Raw genomic sequence first — 16548 nt, 5'->3', positions numbered from 1 at the left:
ACCGCGTGACGACAGTGGCACTGAGGGCCACCGGAAAGTGGAATCTGTCGACTCAGAGAATCTCGACATCAACAAACCATTGAACTTCCACCATGAGGAAATTACTATCCACTGGTCAGAAGCGCCCTGAACCCACAGACGGCGCCCGCGACCGTATTTCGGAGCTCTCCACACCCGACGGCACTGCGTGCCGTCTCGCGCGAGCATTCCCCGCGGCCGCCAGGCACCGCCGCTGAAGGAGTGACAGATATGTCCGCACCAGCGCCGTCCCCGCTGGCCATCGTCGACGCCGAGCCCCTGCCCCGGCAGGACGAAGTCCTCACCGAAGCGGCCCTCGCCTTCGTGGCCGAGCTCCACCGGCGGTTCGCCCCCCGCCGAGCCGAGCTCCTCGCCCGCCGCGCCGAGCGCCGCGCCGAGATCGCCCGCACCTCCACCCTCGACTTCCTCCCGGACACCGCACAGGTCCGCGAGGGCGACTGGAAGGTGGCGCCGGCCCCGGCCGCACTGAACGACCGCCGTGTGGAGATCACCGGTCCGACGGACCGCAAGATGACCATCAACGCCCTGAACTCGGGCGCCAAGGTCTGGCTCGCCGACTTCGAGGACGCCTCGGCCCCCACCTGGGAGAACGTCGTCCTCGGCCAGCTCAACCTGATCGACGCCTACGAGCGCCGCATCGACTTCACCGACGCCCGCACGGGCAAGGCCTACGCCCTCAAGCCGGCCGCCGAGCTCGCGACCGTCGTCATGCGGCCGCGCGGCTGGCACCTGCAGGAACGCCACCTGCAGTTCGAGGGCGACCCGGCCTCCGGCTCGCTCGTGGACTTCGGCCTGTACTTCTTCCACAACGCCAAGCGTCTGATCGACCTCGGCAAGGGCCCGTACTTCTACCTGCCGAAGACGGAGTCGCACCTGGAGGCGCGCCTCTGGAACGACATCTTCGTCTTCTCCCAGGACTACGTCGGCATCCCGCAGGGCACCGTCCGCGCGACCGTCCTGATCGAGACGATCACCGCCGCGTACGAGATGGACGAGATCCTCTACGAGCTGCGCGACCACGCGGCGGGCCTGAACGCGGGCCGCTGGGACTACCTCTTCTCCATCGTGAAGAACTTCCGCGACGGCGGCGAGAAGTTCGTCCTGCCGGACCGCAACGCGGTGACGATGACCGCCCCCTTCATGCGGGCCTACACCGAACTGCTCGTCCGGACCTGCCACAAGCGCGGCGCACACGCCATCGGCGGCATGGCGGCCTTCATCCCGTCCCGCAAGGACGCCGAGATCAACAAGATCGCCTTCGCGAAGGTCAAGGCCGACAAGGACCGCGAGGCGGGCGACGGCTTCGACGGCTCCTGGGTCGCCCACCCCGACCTGGTCCCGATCGCCATGGCCTCCTTCGACGCCGTCCTCGGCGACAAGCCCAACCAGAAGGACCGCCTGCGCGAGGACGTCTCGGTGGCCCCGGGCGAGCTCATCGCGATCGACTCGCTGGACGCGAAGCCGACGTACGAGGGCCTGCGCAACGCGGTCCAGGTCGGCATCCGCTACATCGAGGCCTGGCTGCGCGGCCTCGGCGCCGTCGGGATCTTCGGCCTGATGGAGGACGCGGCCACCGCCGAGATCTCCCGCTCGCAGGTCTGGCAGTGGATCAACGCCGGGGTCGTCTTCGAGAACGGCGAGAGGGCCACGGCCGAGCTGACCCGCAAGCTGGCGGCGGAGGAACTGGCCGCCCTGCGCGCCGAGGTCGGCGAGGAGGCCTTCGCGGCCGGCAAGTGGCAGCAGGCCCACGACCTCTTCCTCCAGGTCTCCCTGGACGCGGACTACGCGGACTTCCTCACGCTCCCCGCGTACGACCAGCTCATCGGCTGACACCCCGGATCCGGCCGACACGCACAGCGGCCCGAACCTCAGGCTCCGCCCCCGCTGCCGACGGCAGCGGGGGCGGAGCCGTGTGATCACCGGACAGGGCGTCAGCCGGTCCGCGCAGAAGAGGAGCCGGGAGGAAGCGGAACGGGCCGACCCGAACGACCGATCGGTCGTTACCGGTTCGTAACGTGACTGTACCTAGCGGTAACAAGCGGCCCCGTGTCACCTTTCCGGTGCCACCGGCCGGCGGTAACCCCCACTTCCCAGCCACGTCACGGGCGACGCGTTCGTCGCCCTGCTTCGGCGTGGCCGAGCGCAGGAGTTCCGCAGTGATCGGATTCCGCAACGTCAGCAAGGACCGGGACCCCAGTCGGGTGCGACGACTGGCCCGTGCCGCCGTGACCGTGCCGCTCGCCGCCGGCGCACTGCTGGCCGGCGGCGCCGGAACCGCCGGGGCCGCCCCCGGGACCGGACCCACGGCCGTGGTGTCCATGGGCGACAGCTACATCTCCGGCGAGGCGGGGCGCTGGAAGGGCAACAGCCTGACCAACACCGGCAACCGCAACGGCACCGACCGGGGCTGGGTCAGCGGCAGCACCTACGACCCGGCCAAGGTGTACGGGGCCACGGCCGGCGGCTGCCACCGCTCCGACTCGGCCGAGGTGCACAGCGCCGGGGCGATCGCCGACGTCGCCGTGAACCTCGCCTGTTCCGGGGCCGTCTCGCAGAACGTGTTCCGGGCCTCCAACGGCGGGGTCTCCTACAGGGGCGAGGCTCCGCAGGCCGATCAGCTGGCCGCGGTGGCCGCGAGGAACGACGTCAAGGTCATCGCGCTGTCCATCGGCGGCAACGACCTGGGCTTCGCGGACATCATCAAGGACTGTGCGCTCGACTTCGTCATCTGGAACTCGTACTGCTACGACGACCAGCAGTACGGCGTCGACCAGAAGATCGACGCCGTCATGGCCGACGTCGGCAAGTCGGTCGACGAGATCCGGGCCGTCATGCGCACGGCCGGGTACGCCGACTCCTCCTACCGGATCGTGCTCCAGTCCTACCCGTCACCGATCCCGCGCGGCGCGGAGAACCGGTACACCCAGAGCGACTGGAGCCGGCTCAACACCGGTGGCTGCCCCTTCTGGAACCGGGACTCCGACTGGGCGCGCGACTCGCTCGTCCCGCAGATCGCGAACCGCCTCAAGGGCGTGGCCGCGGCCAAGGGCGTGCAGTTCCTGGACCTGCGGGACATGCTCCAGGGACGCGAGGTGTGCGCGAAGGCGAGCAAGCAGGTGAGCTCCACGGTCCCGGCATCGGGCCGGACGAGCGAGTGGGCGCGCTGGATCGACAACAACGAGTCACAGGGCCTCATCCAGGAGTCCATGCACCCCAACCACTACGGCCAGCTGGCCGCCGGCCGCTGCCTGGCCCTGGCCGTGGCGCAGCCCGCGAACTCCGCCTCCGGCTGCCGGAACACGGCGGGGGGCGACCACACCGGGATGTTCCTGACGCCCGCGCCACAGGGGTGAAAACCGGATGATCGACAGCGGTGGGGGCTGGCATGCTCTCGCGCATGGCAGCCCGCACCGCACGACCCAGTCTGTACATCTCCGTCGACATCGAGGCCGACGGACCCATTCCAGGACCGTATTCGATGATCAGCTTCGGGGCCGCCGTCGCGGGCCGGCAGGAGGGTGACTCGTATACGGCCGCCGACCCGGAACGGCGGACCTTCTACCGGGAGTTGCGGCCGATCAGCGAGGCGTGGGTGCCCGAGGCGCTGGCCGTCAGCGGGCTCGACCGTGACCGGCTGGTCCGGGAGGGCACCGATCCTGCGGCCGCGATGGCCGCCTTCCGCGCCTGGGTGCGGAAGGTGTCCGAGGGCGCCCAGCCGGTCATGTGCGGCTACCCGGCGTCCTTCGACTGGACGTTCCTGTACTGGTACCTGATGCGGTTCGGCGGCGACAGCCCCTTCGGCCACTCCGGATGCCTCGACATGAAGACCCTCTACGCGACGAAGGCGCGGGTGCCACTGCGGGCCGCGGTCAAGGGGCGGATGCCCCGTGAACTGCTGTCCCGGCGGCGCCACACGCACCACGCACTCGACGACGCGATCGAGCAGGCCGAGCTGATGAGCAACCTGATGCTCTGGCGGCCCTGACCCGACGCGCCGTCACCAGCCGTACGGGCGCACGGCGGTTCGCCCGTACCGGACGCGGCGGTGCGCTCGCCACACCCGCAGTGGGTGGCGAGCGCACCGCCGTCGTTCCTCCCGTCAGTGGACCGGGACCGGTTCGGGTGCGGCCCCCGAGGCCGCGCCCTTCCTGGCGCCGAGGTGGTTGAAGGCCAGGTTCAGCACGATGGCCACCACGCAGCCGGTGCTGATGCCGGAGTCCAGGACGACCAGCAGGTCCTTGGGGAAGGCGTGGTAGAAGTCCGGCGCCGCGATCGGGATCAGGCCGATGCCCACGGAGGCGGCGACGATCAGGGCGTTCTCCCCCTTCTCCATGGCCGCGCCGGCCAGGGTCTGGATGCCGCTGGCGGCCACCGAGCCGAACAGGACGATGCCGGCGCCGCCGAGCACGGGCAGCGGGACCACTCCGATGACGGAGGCCGCCATCGGGCAGAGGCCCAGCAGGATCAGGATGCCGCCGCCCGCGGCGACGACGAAGCGGCTGCGCACCTTGGTCATGGCGACCAGGCCGATGTTCTGGGCGAAGGCGCTGCACATGAACCCGTTGAAGAGCGGGCTGATCGCGCTGCCGAGGGTGTCGGCACGCAGGCCTCCCGCGATGGCCTTCTCGTCCGCCGGCCGTCCGACGATCTTGCCCAGCGCCAGGATGTCGGCGGTGGACTCGGTCATGCAGACGAGCATCACGATGCACATCGAGACAATCGCGGCGACCTGGAACTGCGGGGCGCCGAAGTGGAAGGGGGTGGGGAAGCCGATCACCGAGGCGTTCGCGACGGCGTCGAAGCTGGTCATCCCCAGCGGAAGGGCGATCAGGGTGCCGGCGACCAGGCCGAGCAGGATGGAGATCTGCTGGAGGAAGCCGCGCAGGAACTTGCGCAGCAGCAGGACGATCACCAGGGTGGCGGCGGCCATGCCGATGTTCTGCATCGAGCCGTAGTCGGTGGCGGTGCGGTTGCCGCCCTGTGACCAGTTGAAGGCGACGGGCAGGAGCGAGACGCCGATCAGGGTGATGACCGTGCCGGTGACGACGGGCGGGAAGAAGCGGACGAGCTTGCCGAAGTAGGGGGCGGCGACGAGGCCGATGGCTCCGGCGACGATGATCGCGCCGAAGATGACGGGGAGGGCGTCCGCGCCCTGCCCCTTGCCTATGGCGATCATCGGGGTCACGCCGGCGAAGGAGACGCCGTTGACGAAGGGGAGTTTGGCGCCGATCTTCCAGAAACCGAGGGTCTGCAGGAGGGTGGCGAGGCCCGCGGTGAAGAGCGAGGCGCCCATCAGGAAGGCGGTCTCGGTGGCGGAGAGGCCGACCGCCGGGCCGACGATCATGGGCGGGGCCACGACACCCGCGTACATGGCGGCCACGTGCTGAAGGCCGCTGGTGAACATCTTCAGAGGAGGCAGGGTCTCGTCGACCGGGTGCTTCTCCTCCGGAACTGCGACTGCGTCTTTGCGAAACCTGGGCGGGTTGGCCACGGCTTCCTCCGGTCGGGTAACACGTCGGCAGGGACGTGGGTGTCATGGAGGTGGTGCGAAAGCGGTGCGAGTCGAGCGCTGTATGAAGTTGTGGGTGGAGCGACTACTGGTCCCAAGGGGTGCAGAAACGATTCGCCCAATCGCCGCTTCCGCGCTGCGCCGTGGCGCAGGTGGCACGAGTCACCGCTCCCGGGGACGCCTTCGGATCTCCTCGGGCGCCACCCGGGAACGGCTGCCCACGGACCCCGCTCGGGTCCGCGGCCGCCGGCCGGGGGCCGTCCCCCCCGGCCGGACTCCGGGGGATCAGGCCTGCGCGATCCGCGCGAGGCGCTGGGCCTCTTCCCGCGTGGACACCGCGATGGCGTCCTCGTCGGCGAAGAGCAGCCGGTTGTTCTCGACGATCTGCTTGCCGTTGACGAACGAGGCCGTCACCGGGGCGGCCGCACCGAAGACCAGGGCGGTCACCGGGTCGGCGATCGAGGAGTGCAGGAAGGTGTTCAGGTTCCACAGGACCAAGTCGGCGCACTTGCCGACCTCCAGCGAACCGATGTTGTCGGCGCGGCCGAGGACCTGGGCGCCGCCGTACGTACCGAGGCGCAGGGCCTGGCGGGCGTTGAGCGCGGCCTCGCGGTGCACCGGGTTCAGACGGTTGATCAGCAGCGCGTTGCGCAGCTCGGTGTGCAGCTCACCGGACTCGTTGGAGGCGGTGCCGTCCACGCCGAGGCCGACCGGTACGCCGGCGGCGAGCATGTCCGGGACGCGGGCGATGCCGGCGGCCAGACGGGCGTTGGAGGACGGGCAGTGCGCGACACCGGTCCGGGTACGGGCGAACGCGGCGATGTCGGAGTCGTTCATGTGGACGCTGTGCGCCATCCACACGTCCTCACCGAGCCAGCCGGTCGACTCGAAGTAGTCGGTCGGGCCCATGCCGAAGAGCTCGTGGCAGAACTTCTCCTCCTCGACCGTCTCGCTGCCGTGCGTGTGCATGCGCACGCCGAGGCGGCGGGCCAGCTCGGCGCCCTGCTTCAGCAGCTCGGTGGAGACGGAGAAGGGGGAGCAGGGGGCGACGGCGACCTGGGTCATCGAGTCGAAGGAGGCGTCGTGGAACTTCTTGACGGTCGCCTCGGTGTCGGCCAGCGCGCCTTCGAGGGTCTCGACGGCGTGGTCCGGGGGCAGGCCGCCGTCCTTCTCGCTGCGGTCCATGGAGCCGCGGGCGAGGGTGAAGCGGACGCCCATCTCGGACGCGGCCCGGATGATCGAGCCGGACAGGTCGCCGGAGCCCTTGGGGAAGACGTAGTGGTGGTCCATCGCGGTGGTCACACCGCCCCTGGCCATCGCGGCGAGGGATCCCTGCGCGGCCGTGTACGTCATCTGCTCGTCGATGCGCGCCCACGTCGGGTACAGCGCGACGAGCCAGTTGAAGAGGTTGTGGTCGGTGGCCAGGCCACGCGTGATCCACTGGTAGAAGTGGTGGTGCGTGTTGACCAGACCGGGGGTCACGAGGTGCCCGGTGCCGTCGATCCGGCGGACCACGTTGTCGAGGTTCTCGGGGGCCTTGCCCGCACCGATGAACTCGATCTTGTTGCCCGCGACGACGATGTGGCCCGAGGCGTACTCGGTGTCATGGGCGTCAACGGTCGCGATCGCACAGTTCTCGATGACGATGCGCGGGGCGGCGCTGTCAGGGGCTGCCGATGCTGCCATGGGACTTCCTCGTGCTTTCAGTGGCGGTGCGGGCACGGCAAGACCCAGGGGATTTGAGTGCCGGAGCCGGGGTCCAGGCAGCTGACAGTACTGCCGCCCCATGGGGTGCGTCCGGGTGCCGATTCAGGAAGTGGGGCCGTGTCGCACGGTCCCGGGGCCACTGCGGTGCCCCGGGCCGCGCGTGCCGCGCTCAGAGGTTGGTCATGTCCACCGGGATGCGCGCGTCGGCGCCGTCCCGCAGGATCGTGGCCTCGATCAGACCGTAGGGACGGTCCGCGGCGAAGTACACCTCGTTGTCGTTCTTGAGGCCGAAGGGCTCCAGGTCGACGAGGAAGTGGTGCTTGTTCGGGAGCGAGAAGCGGACCTCGTCGATCTCCGAACGGTGGTTGATGATGCGCGAACCCATCTGGTACAGGGTCTGCTGCAGCGACAGGGAGTAGGTCTCCGCGAAGGCCTGCAGCATGTGCTTGCGGGTCTCGGCGTAGGACTTCTCCCAGTTGGGCATCCGCTGCTCGTCGTCCGACCAGTTGAAGCGCCAGCGGCTCGACACCTGGGTGGCCAGGATGCGGTCGTACGCCTCCTGGAGGGTCGTGTACTTGTCCTTCACGTAACCCCAGAACTCGGAGTTCGTGGAGTTCATGACGACCAGGTCCTTGAGGCCGGAGATGACCTCCCAGTTCTGGCCGTCGTAGGTGATCTGGGTGACGCGGGTCTCCTGGCCCTGGCGGACGAAGGAGTGCTTCACCTCGTCGGCGCCGATGAACTTGGAGTTGGCGTCGGACGTGGCGATCCGGTCCCAGCCGTACTCCTCGATACGGATGCGCGCGCGCTGGATCGGCTCCTGGCTGTTCACGAACCAGCGGGCCAGGTGGATGCCGAACTGCTCGGCGGACTCGATGCCGTACTCCTTGGCGAACGCGTACACCGTGTTCTTGGTGGTGTCCGTCGGCAGGACGTTGGCGTTCGAGCCGGAGTAGTGGACGTCGTCCATGTCGCCGGAGAGGGCGACCGAGACGTTCAGGTCCTTGATGTGGTGGGTGTCGCCGTCCCGCGTGATCTTGACGACGCGGTTCTCTGCCTTGCCGTACTGGTTCTGGCCCAGAATCGTGGCCATGCTAGCTCCCTCGGTAAACGGAGTAGCCGAACGGGTTGAGCAGCAGCGGTACGTGGTAGTGCTCGCCCGGGTTCACCGCGAACGTGATGGTGACCTCGGGGAAGAACGTAGCGCTGTCCCTTACGCGGGGGGCGTCCTGCTGCGCCTCGGCTTGCTTCTTCGAAAAGTACGTCTCGGTCTCGAAGTCGAGACGTACGTGGGTGGTGCCCTCCGGCAGCGCCGGCAGGTCCTTGCAGCGCCCGTCCGCATCGGTGGCGGATCCGCCCAGGGCCGCCCACTCGCCGTCGAGCCCCGTACGGGCCGACAGCGCGATGGCGACACCCTCGGCGGGCCTGCCGATGCTGGTGTCCAGGATGTGCGTGGACACCGACGCGGTGGTCTCGGTGCTCATGGCGGGGCTCACTCTCCTTCTACGAGGCGGGTCAGGCGGATCCGGTTGATCTTGACGAGCTCGCCGCGGGCGATCTCCCGTTCCTGCTCCGGCGAGTTGTCGATCCGGACCTTGACCGCGTCCCGCATGAACTCACCGGTCGCACCGGTGGCGCAGATGAGGAAGACGTGGCCGAACTTCTCCTGGTAGGCCAGGTTCAGTTCGAGGAGTTCGTTCCTGAGCTCCTCGGAGGCACCGGCCATACCGCGCTGCTCGCGGGCGGAGGTCGGGTCTCCCGGCTTCGGCCGGCCGATCGGCGCGTGGCCTCCCATCGCCTCGGCCAGGTCCTCCGCGGTGAGCTCCGCCATGGCGGCCTCGTTCGCGGCGAACAGGGAGTCGGCGGTGGTGAAGGGGCGCTGGGCGAGCATCTTGCTCCCCCACGCCGAACTGGCGCACACCTCGTGCAGCTCGGCCGCGGCCGCACTGTCGTCCAAGGTGTTGATCCGGGTGAGACCCGGGTTCGGACTCGAAGTCACGGTAGGCCTCCGTGGCCTGTTGTTGCTTTGACGGGCTGCGCATAGCTAACGCTCTCCACAACACGGCGTCAACACTTTGTTGAAACTTCGCGTACACAAAAGCCGCCGCCCGGGTGAATCGGGCGGCGGCTCGTCACTGTGAGTCAGAATCTGCTCACGCTTGGCTGCTCTTACCGGGGTTTTCCCTGTTCAAGTAGTTGTAGACCGTGAAGCGGCTCACGCCCAGCGCCCCCGCGACCGTCTCCACACCGTGCCGTACGGAGAAGGCGCCCCGCGCCTCCAGTATCCGCACCACGTCCTGCTTGGACTTCCGGTCGAGCTGGGCCAGCGGGACGCCGTGCCGGCGCTCCAGCGCGGCCAGGATGTGGTCCAGCGAGTCCGAGAGCTGGGGCAGGCGCACCGCGAGCAGGTCCTGGCCCTCCCAGGTGAGCACGACGTCGTCGGGCGTGGCCTGGGCCGGGTCCATCAGCTCGCCGCCCATGGCGTCCACGAGCGGCTTGACCGCCGTGACGAACGGGTGGTCGCGGGGCTCGGTCATGGCGTCTCCTCGCCGATCACGTTGACCTGGAGGGTGACGCGCGTGGCCCCGGCCTCCAGGGAGTCGCGCAGCAGGGCGCCCACGGCGGACAGCACCCGGTCGGCCTCACCCTCCGCGGTGTTGCCGAACGGGCCGACGTCCACCGCCTCCAGCTGGGCCTTCTGGATGACCTCGCGGGCCGCCACGGCATGGTCGGGGGCCTCTTCGAGGTCGAAGGGCTCGGTCGTGAACTCCACTCTCAATCGCACGCCGTCAAGCTACCGCGCGGTCTCGATTTTTCGGCAGTCCGCACTTGACATCCGCGCGGAACCCCATGCAGTCTTCCATCAAGCAGAAAATAACTTCCGCAATACGGAAGGAGCGCACACCCCTCATGGGATACACGGACCAGCGCTTCGATGTGAACCTGTCGATCCTCTTCACGGAACTCCCGCTCCTGGAGCGCCCCGCGGCCGCCGCCGCGGCGGGCTTCACGGCGGTCGAGCTGTGGTGGCCCTGGATCGAGACCCCCACCCCCGCCCAGGAGGAGCTCGACGCGCTCAAGAAGGCTCTTGAGGACGCGGGCACCCAGCTGGTGGGCCTGAACTTCTACGCCGGCCGGCTGCCGGGCCCGGACCGCGGCGCGGTCTCGGTACCCGGGGAGGAGTCGGACCGCTTCAACGCCAACATCAACGTGGCCGCGGACTTCGCCGCCTCGGTCGGCTGCAAGGCGCTCAACGCCCTGTACGGCAACCGCGTCGAAGGCGTGGACCCGGCCGTCCAGGACGAGCTGGCCCTGAAGAACCTGGTCGTCGCGGCGCAGGCCGCGGACCGCGTGGGTGCGATCCTCCTGATCGAGACCCTCAACAAGCCCGAGTCGCCGCTCTACCCGCTGGTGAGCGCCCCGGCCGGCATCGAGGTGGTGGACAAGGTGAACGAGGCCACCGGCCTCGGCAACGCCAAGTTCCTGCTCGACCTGTACCACCTGGCGATGAACGATGAGGACCTCTCCGAGGCCATCGAAAAGTACGCCGCCAAGACCGGACACGTCCAGATCGCGGACAAGCCGGGACGCGGTGCTCCGGGCACCGGCGAGCTGCCCCTCGAGGAGCTGCTCGACCAGCTGAAGAAGGCCGGATACGAGGGCTACGTAGGCCTCGAGTACAAGGCCGCCGACGCTGCCGCCTCCTTCGCTTGGCTGCCGGCCGAGGCCCGCGCCGCCAAGTAGGAGGACGAAGTCCGGGCGATCCGCCAGGCACCTCACGCACTTTTCGTACGAAGCATTAAGAGAAGGACCCTCATCATGAGCAACCCCGCTGCGCTCCCGTCGATCGCCTGGATCGGCCTCGGAATCATGGGCTCCCCCATGGCCGAGAACCTGCTGAAGGCCGGCTACTCGGTCACCGGCTTCACCCTGGAGCAGGACAAGCTGGACCGCCTCGCCGCCGCCGGCGGCACCGCGGCCGGCTCGATCGCCGAGGCCGTCAAGGACGCCGACGTCATCATCACGATGGTGCCCGCCTCTCCGCAGGTCGAGGCCATCAGCTACGGCCCCGAGGGCATCCTCGAGAACGCCAAGTCCGGCGCGCTGATCATCGACATGTCGTCGATCACCCCGCAGACCTCGATCGACCTGGCGAAGAACGCCGCCGAGAAGGGCATCCGCGTCATCGACGCCCCGGTGTCCGGCGGCGAGGCCGGCGCCATCGAGGCCGTGCTGTCGATCATGGTGGGTGGCGAGCAGGCCGACTTCGACGCGGCCCTGCCGATCCTCGAGGCCCTCGGCAAGGTCATCGTGCTGTGCGGCCCGCACGGCTCCGGCCAGACGGTGAAGGCCGCCAACCAGCTCATCGTCGCGGTGAACATCCAGGCGTGCGCCGAGGCCGTCGTCTTCCTCGAGAAGTCGGGCGTGAACCTCCAGGCCGCCCTGGACGTCCTCAACGGCGGTCTGGCCGGCTCCACGGTGCTGACCCGCAAGAAGGACAACTTCCTGAACCGCGACTTCAAGCCCGGCTTCCGGATCGACCTGCACCACAAGGACATGGGCATCGTCACCGACGCCGCCCGCAACGTCGGTGCGGCCCTCCCGGTCGGCGCGGTCGTCGCCCAGCTGGTCGCCTCGCTGCGCGCCCAGGGCGACGGCGGCCTGGACCACTCGGCCCTGCTGCGCGCCGTCGAGCGCCTCTCCGGCGCCCAGGTCTGAGGTCCCCCGCCGGGCCCGCCCAGGGCCCGGACCGCCCCCTCCCGCAGGGGGCACTGAGTCTCCGGACGGTGCCGGTGCTGACACCTGTCCTGTCGCGCCCAAGCGCCGGCACCGTCCGGGTTCACCTCACCCCACAACTTCGTTCAACAAACTGTTGACGTTTAGTTCTTGCCGAATTTAGGCTGTTCCGCATGACGGAAGACGCTTTCCGTCAGCAGTTACCCGTACGGAAGGTCACCATGTCGAAGCGCACGCTGACGACCGAGTCCGGCGCCCCGGTCGCCGACAACCAGAACTCCGCCACCGCCGGCGTCGGTGGCCCGCTCCTGATCCAGGACCAGCAGCTCCTGGAGAAGCTCGCCCGCTTCAACCGCGAGCGCATCCCGGAGCGCGTGGTGCACGCCCGCGGTTCGGCCGCGTACGGCTACTTCGAGGTGACCGACGACGTCACCGCGTACACCAGCGCCGCCTTCCTGAACACGGTCGGCAAGAAGACCGAGACCTTCCTGCGGTTCTCCACCGTCGCCGACTCCCTCGGCGGCGCGGACGCGGTGCGCGACCCCCGCGGCTTCGCGCTGAAGTTCTACACCGAAGAGGGCAACTACGACCTCGTCGGCAACAACACCCCGGTGTTCTTCATCAAGGACCCGATCAAGTTCCCCGACTTCATCCACTCCCAGAAGCGCGACCCCTTCACGGGCAAGCAGGAGCCGGACAACGTCTGGGACTTCTGGGCGCACGCCCCCGAGGCCACGCACCAGATCACCTGGCTGATGGGTGACCGCGGCATCCCGGCGTCGTACCGCCACATGAACGGCTACGGCTCCCACACCTACCAGTGGACGAACGAGCAGGGCGAGGCCTTCTTCGTCAAGTACCACTTCAAGACGAACCAGGGCATCCGCTGCCTGTCGAGCGAGCAGGCCGCCGAGCTCGTCGGCAAGGACGCCAACTCGCACCAGACCGACCTGCTCCAGGCGATCGAGCGCGGCGTGAACCCGAGCTGGACCCTCTACGTCCAGATCATGCCGGCCGCCGAGGCCGCGGACTACCGCTTCAACCCGTTCGACCTCACCAAGGTGTGGCCGCACGCCGACTACCCGCTGCAGCGCGTGGGCCGCCTGGTCCTCGACCGCAACCCGGACAACGTCTTCGCCGAGGTCGAGCAGTCCGCCTTCTCCCCGAACAACTTCGTCCCGGGCATCACCGCCTCGCCGGACAAGATGCTCCAGGGCCGCCTGTTCGCCTACGCCGACGCCCAGCGCTACCGCCTCGGTGTGAACCACACCCAGCTGCCGGTCAACGCCCCGAAGGCGACGAAGGCCGACAACTACGGCCGCGACGGCGTCATGGCGCTGCGCAACGGCTCGCGCCACGACAAGAACTACGAGCCCAACTCGTACCAGGGCCCGGCCGAGACCGGTCTGGCACTGGGCGCCCCCAAGGCCGTCTCCGGCTACACGGGCACCCACGAGGCCCCGGCCCACACCAAGGACGACGACTTCTTCCAGGCCGGTGAGCTCTACCGCCTGATGTCGGAGGCCGAGAAGCAGCGTCTGGTGGCGAACATCGCCGGCGGCCTGTCTCAGGTCACCCTCGAGGACGTCATCGAGAAGAACCTGGCTCACTTCCACGCCGCCGACGCCGACTACGGCCGTCGCGTCGAGGAGGCCGTCCGCGCCCTGCGGGACGCCTGAGCCGCACAGATGTACCGGGGGCCTGACGGGAGGTCAGGCCCCGGGTGCTGAGCCCGACCCGTGGACCCGGATGAGGGGTGGTACGCGGTGAGGGCAGACTGCGCCAGTCCATGCGGCTGGCGCCGCGTGAGGACCGTGGCGGGCGTGCGAGCCAGTGCGGTGGTAATGGGTTCCGAGGCCCGTCTCTTGACCTGAGGGGGACGACGCCGGAGTTCTCGTCGCCCGCCCGCCACGGTCCCAGCCGCTCCTCTTCTTACAGGGGCTACGCACAGAGCCCCTGTGAGGAGGGGAGATCTCCTCCCCACACACTCCGCCCGGCGGTGCGAACGTCCTGTCGCGCCAGCCTCGCACCGTCGGGCGGTAACAACCAGAGCGCCGAGTCACGGACGGTCCCGTGACTCGGCGCTTTGTCGTACCCGCCCTCGGCGAGCCGGCCGTACGAAGGCGGGCCGCAGGCCGGGCGGCAGGGTGGCGCCGTGGACGAAGGAAGAGCGTCACGAGGATCCCCGCGGCGACGACCGGTGCCGCGGTCGCGCGGGGGACGCTGCGGTGGGGGTTCTCGGCCTCGTCGGCCAGGTTCGGGGCCGAGTGGAGGCCCACGAGGGTCGGGAGCCCCGTGATCATCGCCGGCAGGAGCCCGCCCCCGACGGCGGAGTAGCCGGGTTCGTGGGCGGCGGCGCCGCGTGGGGCGAGGGTGGCCGCGGGGCCGTCACCGTGACCACCACGGCGGCAATGCGAGGGCGATCGCCACGACCACGACGAGTGCCCCTGTCCGGCCCACCGCAGCCGGGTTGACCCGGCCGGCCAGGCGCGCCGAGGCGACGTCGTCGCCGGGCTCCGCGGGACCGCATCACCTCGCTCTCCGCCGGCCCCCGCGGGAGCGGCGGAGCGGCGGAAGCCGGGAGCCGGGAGCCGTCCGTACCGGGGCGGAACGCGGAGCGACCCCCGCCCTCCTCGCGGAGGGGCGGGGGTCGCCTGCGGACGGCCGGGGCCTGCGATCAGACCTGCAGGGCCTTGATGGCGGTCGGGGCGTGACCGGGCTCGGTCGCGAGCTCCTCGAACTCGGTGACGTCGCTCATGTCGACGGTCTTGCTCATCGAGATGTTGGTGACGCGCTCCAGGATGGCCTCGACGACGACCGGGACCTGGAACTCCTGAGCCAGCTTCTTGGCCTGCTCGAAGGCGGCGCCCAGCTCGTTCGGGTCGGTGACGCGGATGGCCTTGACGCCCAGGCCCTCGGCGACCTTGACGTGGTCGACGCCGTAGACGCCGATCTCCGGGGTGTTGATGTTCTCGAATTCGAGGTTGACCTCGAAGTTGATGCCGAGACCGCCCTGCGCCTGACGGATCAGGCCCAGGTAGGCGTTGTTCACGAGGACGTGGACGTAGGGGACCTTGTGCTGGGCGGCGACCGCCAGCTCCTCGATCATGAACTGGAAGTCGTAGTCGCCCGAGAGCGCGACGATCGGGGTCTCCGGGTCGGCGGTGGCGGCACCGATGGCGGCCGGGATGGTCCAGCCGAGCGGGCCGGCCTGGCCGCAGTTGATCCAGTGGCGCGGCTTGTAGACGTGCAGCATCTGCGCGCCGGCGATCTGGGAGAGGCCGATGGTGGTGACGTAGCGGGTCTCGGGACCGAACGCCTTGTTCATCTCCTCGTAGACGCGCTGCGGCTTCATGGGGATGTTGTCGAAGTGCGTGCGGCGCTGCAGGGTGGCCTTGCGCTCCTGGGCGGAGGCGGCCCAGGCGGAGAAGTCCGGCAGCTTGCCCTCGGCCTTGAGCTCCTTGGCGACCTCGACGAAGAGCTCCAGCGCGGCCTTGGCGTCGGAGGCGATGCCGAAGTCCGGGGCGAAGATCTTGCCGATCTGGGTGGGCTCGATGTCGACGTGGACGAACTTGCGGTCGCCCAGGTACGCGTCCAGGTTGTAACCGGTGTGACGGTTGGCCCAGCGGTTGCCGATGCCGAGGACGACGTCCGACTCCAGGAAGGTCGCGTTGCCGTAGCGGTGCGAGGTCTGGACACCGACCATGCCGGCCGCCAGCTCGTGGTCGTCCGGGATGACGCCCCAGCCCATGAGGGTCGAGATGACCGGGATGTTGGTCAGCTCGGCGAACTCGACCAGCAGGTCGGAGGCGTCGGCGTTGATGATGCCGCCACCGGCGACGATCAGCGGGCGCTCGGACTCCAGCAGGAAGCTCAGGGCCTTCTCGGCCTGGGCGCGGCTGGCCTGCGGCTTGTAGACCGGCAGCGGCTGGTAGGTCGCCGGGTCGAACTCGATCTCGGTCAGCTGGACGTCGATGGGCAGGTCGATGAGGACCGGGCCGGGACGGCCGGAGCGCATGAGGTGGAAGGCCTGCTGGAAGACGCCGGGGACCTGCGCGGCCTCCAGGACCGTCGTGGCCGCCTTGGTGACCGGCTTTGCGATCGCGGCGATGTCGACGGCCTGGAAGTCCTCCTTGTGGAGCTTGGAGACCGGAGCCTGACCGGTGATGCACAGGATCGGGATGGAGTCCGCGATGGCGGAGTACAGGCCGGTGATCATGTCGGTGCCGGCCGGGCCCGAGGTACCGATGCAGACGCCGATGTTGCCCGCCTTGGCACGGGTGTACCCCTCCGCCATGTGCGAGGCGCCCTCGACGTGGCGGGCGAGCGTGTGGTTGATGCCGCCCACGTTCTTGAGCTCGCGGTAGAAGGGGTTGATCGCAGCACCGGGAACACCGAACGCTTGTTCGACACCCTCGAGCTTGAGGATCTCAACTGCAGCAGCGGCGGCTGTCATACGAGGCATCAGGTTCTCCTGCGGGTCTGGCGGTCAGGCACTTTCCGTCATACGGAAGTTTTGTTCTGCTATACGGAACAAGCTAAGCGGCGACTTCTCC

The 16548-nt window shown here is 69.1% G+C and carries 14 protein-coding genes; 6 read left to right on the top strand and 8 right to left on the bottom strand.

What is annotated here, in order from left to right:
- The first annotated feature begins 249 nt into the window (after positions 1 to 249).
- From aceB to IH80_RS0116285, 3 genes are all read left to right on the top strand, one after another.
- Positions 250 to 1869 carry a malate synthase A gene (aceB, locus tag IH80_RS0116295; protein ID WP_030961164.1) on the top strand — a complete coding sequence of 540 codons (1620 nt, stop codon included), beginning with the start codon at positions 250 to 252 and terminating at the stop codon, positions 1867 to 1869.
- Between the two features lie 326 nt (positions 1870 to 2195).
- The gene (locus IH80_RS0116290) at positions 2196 to 3392 is read left to right on the top strand and encodes a GDSL-type esterase/lipase family protein (RefSeq protein WP_234432258.1); all 1197 of its coding nucleotides are present in this window, start codon (positions 2196 to 2198) and stop codon (positions 3390 to 3392) included.
- Positions 3393 to 3436: 44 nt separating this feature from the next.
- Positions 3437 to 4024, top strand: coding sequence for a 3'-5' exoribonuclease domain-containing protein (locus IH80_RS0116285; RefSeq protein ID WP_030961162.1), 588 nt, complete (start codon positions 3437 to 3439; stop codon positions 4022 to 4024).
- Between the two features lie 114 nt (positions 4025 to 4138).
- Here IH80_RS0116285 and IH80_RS0116280 read toward each other — a convergent pair whose 3' ends face one another.
- From IH80_RS0116280 to IH80_RS0116250, 7 genes are all read right to left on the bottom strand, one after another.
- Positions 4139 to 5530, bottom strand: a complete 1392-nt coding sequence (locus tag IH80_RS0116280; RefSeq protein ID WP_030961160.1) for a nucleobase:cation symporter-2 family protein — start codon at positions 5528 to 5530, stop codon at positions 4139 to 4141.
- Positions 5531 to 5833: 303 nt separating this feature from the next.
- A complete protein-coding gene (locus IH80_RS0116275) occupies positions 5834 to 7234 on the bottom strand; it encodes an 8-oxoguanine deaminase (protein ID WP_030961159.1) in 1401 nt (466 codons plus the stop codon).
- 190 nt (positions 7235 to 7424) lie between these two features.
- Positions 7425 to 8348 (bottom strand): factor-independent urate hydroxylase, encoded by a 924-nt coding sequence (gene pucL, locus IH80_RS0116270; protein ID WP_030822359.1) that lies wholly within the window; start codon positions 8346 to 8348, stop codon positions 7425 to 7427.
- A 1-nt stretch (position 8349) separates the two neighbouring features.
- Positions 8350 to 8739 (bottom strand): hydroxyisourate hydrolase, encoded by a 390-nt coding sequence (gene uraH / locus IH80_RS0116265; protein ID WP_030961157.1) that lies wholly within the window; start codon positions 8737 to 8739, stop codon positions 8350 to 8352.
- Positions 8740 to 8747: 8 nt separating this feature from the next.
- A complete protein-coding gene (gene uraD / locus IH80_RS0116260; protein WP_030961156.1) occupies positions 8748 to 9254 on the bottom strand; it encodes a 2-oxo-4-hydroxy-4-carboxy-5-ureidoimidazoline decarboxylase in 507 nt (168 codons plus the stop codon).
- Between the two features lie 154 nt (positions 9255 to 9408).
- Positions 9409 to 9792: a helix-turn-helix domain-containing protein gene (locus IH80_RS0116255; protein WP_030961155.1), complete on the bottom strand. Its 384-nt coding sequence runs from the start codon at positions 9790 to 9792 to the stop codon at positions 9409 to 9411.
- The gene (locus IH80_RS0116250) at positions 9789 to 10040 is read right to left on the bottom strand and encodes a thiamine-binding protein (RefSeq protein ID WP_076044676.1); all 252 of its coding nucleotides are present in this window, start codon (positions 10038 to 10040) and stop codon (positions 9789 to 9791) included. Before IH80_RS0116250 ends, IH80_RS0116255 begins: the two co-directional genes overlap by 4 nt.
- 125 nt (positions 10041 to 10165) lie before the next feature.
- On the opposite strand from IH80_RS0116250, the gene IH80_RS0116245 reads away from it, so the two are divergent.
- The 3 genes from IH80_RS0116245 (at position 10166) to IH80_RS0116235 (ending at position 13671) form a co-directional block, all read left to right on the top strand.
- Positions 10166 to 10999, top strand: a complete 834-nt coding sequence (locus IH80_RS0116245) for a TIM barrel protein (protein ID WP_030961154.1) — start codon at positions 10166 to 10168, stop codon at positions 10997 to 10999.
- Between the two features lie 75 nt (positions 11000 to 11074).
- Positions 11075 to 11974 carry a 2-hydroxy-3-oxopropionate reductase gene (locus IH80_RS0116240; protein ID WP_030961151.1) on the top strand — a complete coding sequence of 300 codons (900 nt, stop codon included), beginning with the start codon at positions 11075 to 11077 and terminating at the stop codon, positions 11972 to 11974.
- Positions 11975 to 12213: 239 nt separating this feature from the next.
- Positions 12214 to 13671, top strand: coding sequence for a catalase (locus tag IH80_RS0116235; RefSeq protein WP_030961149.1), 1458 nt, complete (start codon positions 12214 to 12216; stop codon positions 13669 to 13671).
- A gap of 998 nt (positions 13672 to 14669) precedes the next feature.
- On the opposite strand, the gene gcl is transcribed toward IH80_RS0116235, so the two are convergent.
- Positions 14670 to 16457: a glyoxylate carboligase gene (gene gcl, locus IH80_RS0116230; RefSeq protein ID WP_030961148.1), complete on the bottom strand. Its 1788-nt coding sequence runs from the start codon at positions 16455 to 16457 to the stop codon at positions 14670 to 14672.
- Positions 16458 to 16548: the final 91 nt, after the last annotated feature.

The sequence above is a fragment of the Streptomyces sp. NRRL S-378 genome (assembly GCF_000720645.1).
Taxonomy (GTDB): Bacteria; Actinomycetota; Actinomycetes; order Streptomycetales; family Streptomycetaceae; genus Streptomyces.
Note: the sequence above shows the minus strand (reverse complement) of the source record. Positions and strands in the feature narration are given on the sequence as shown.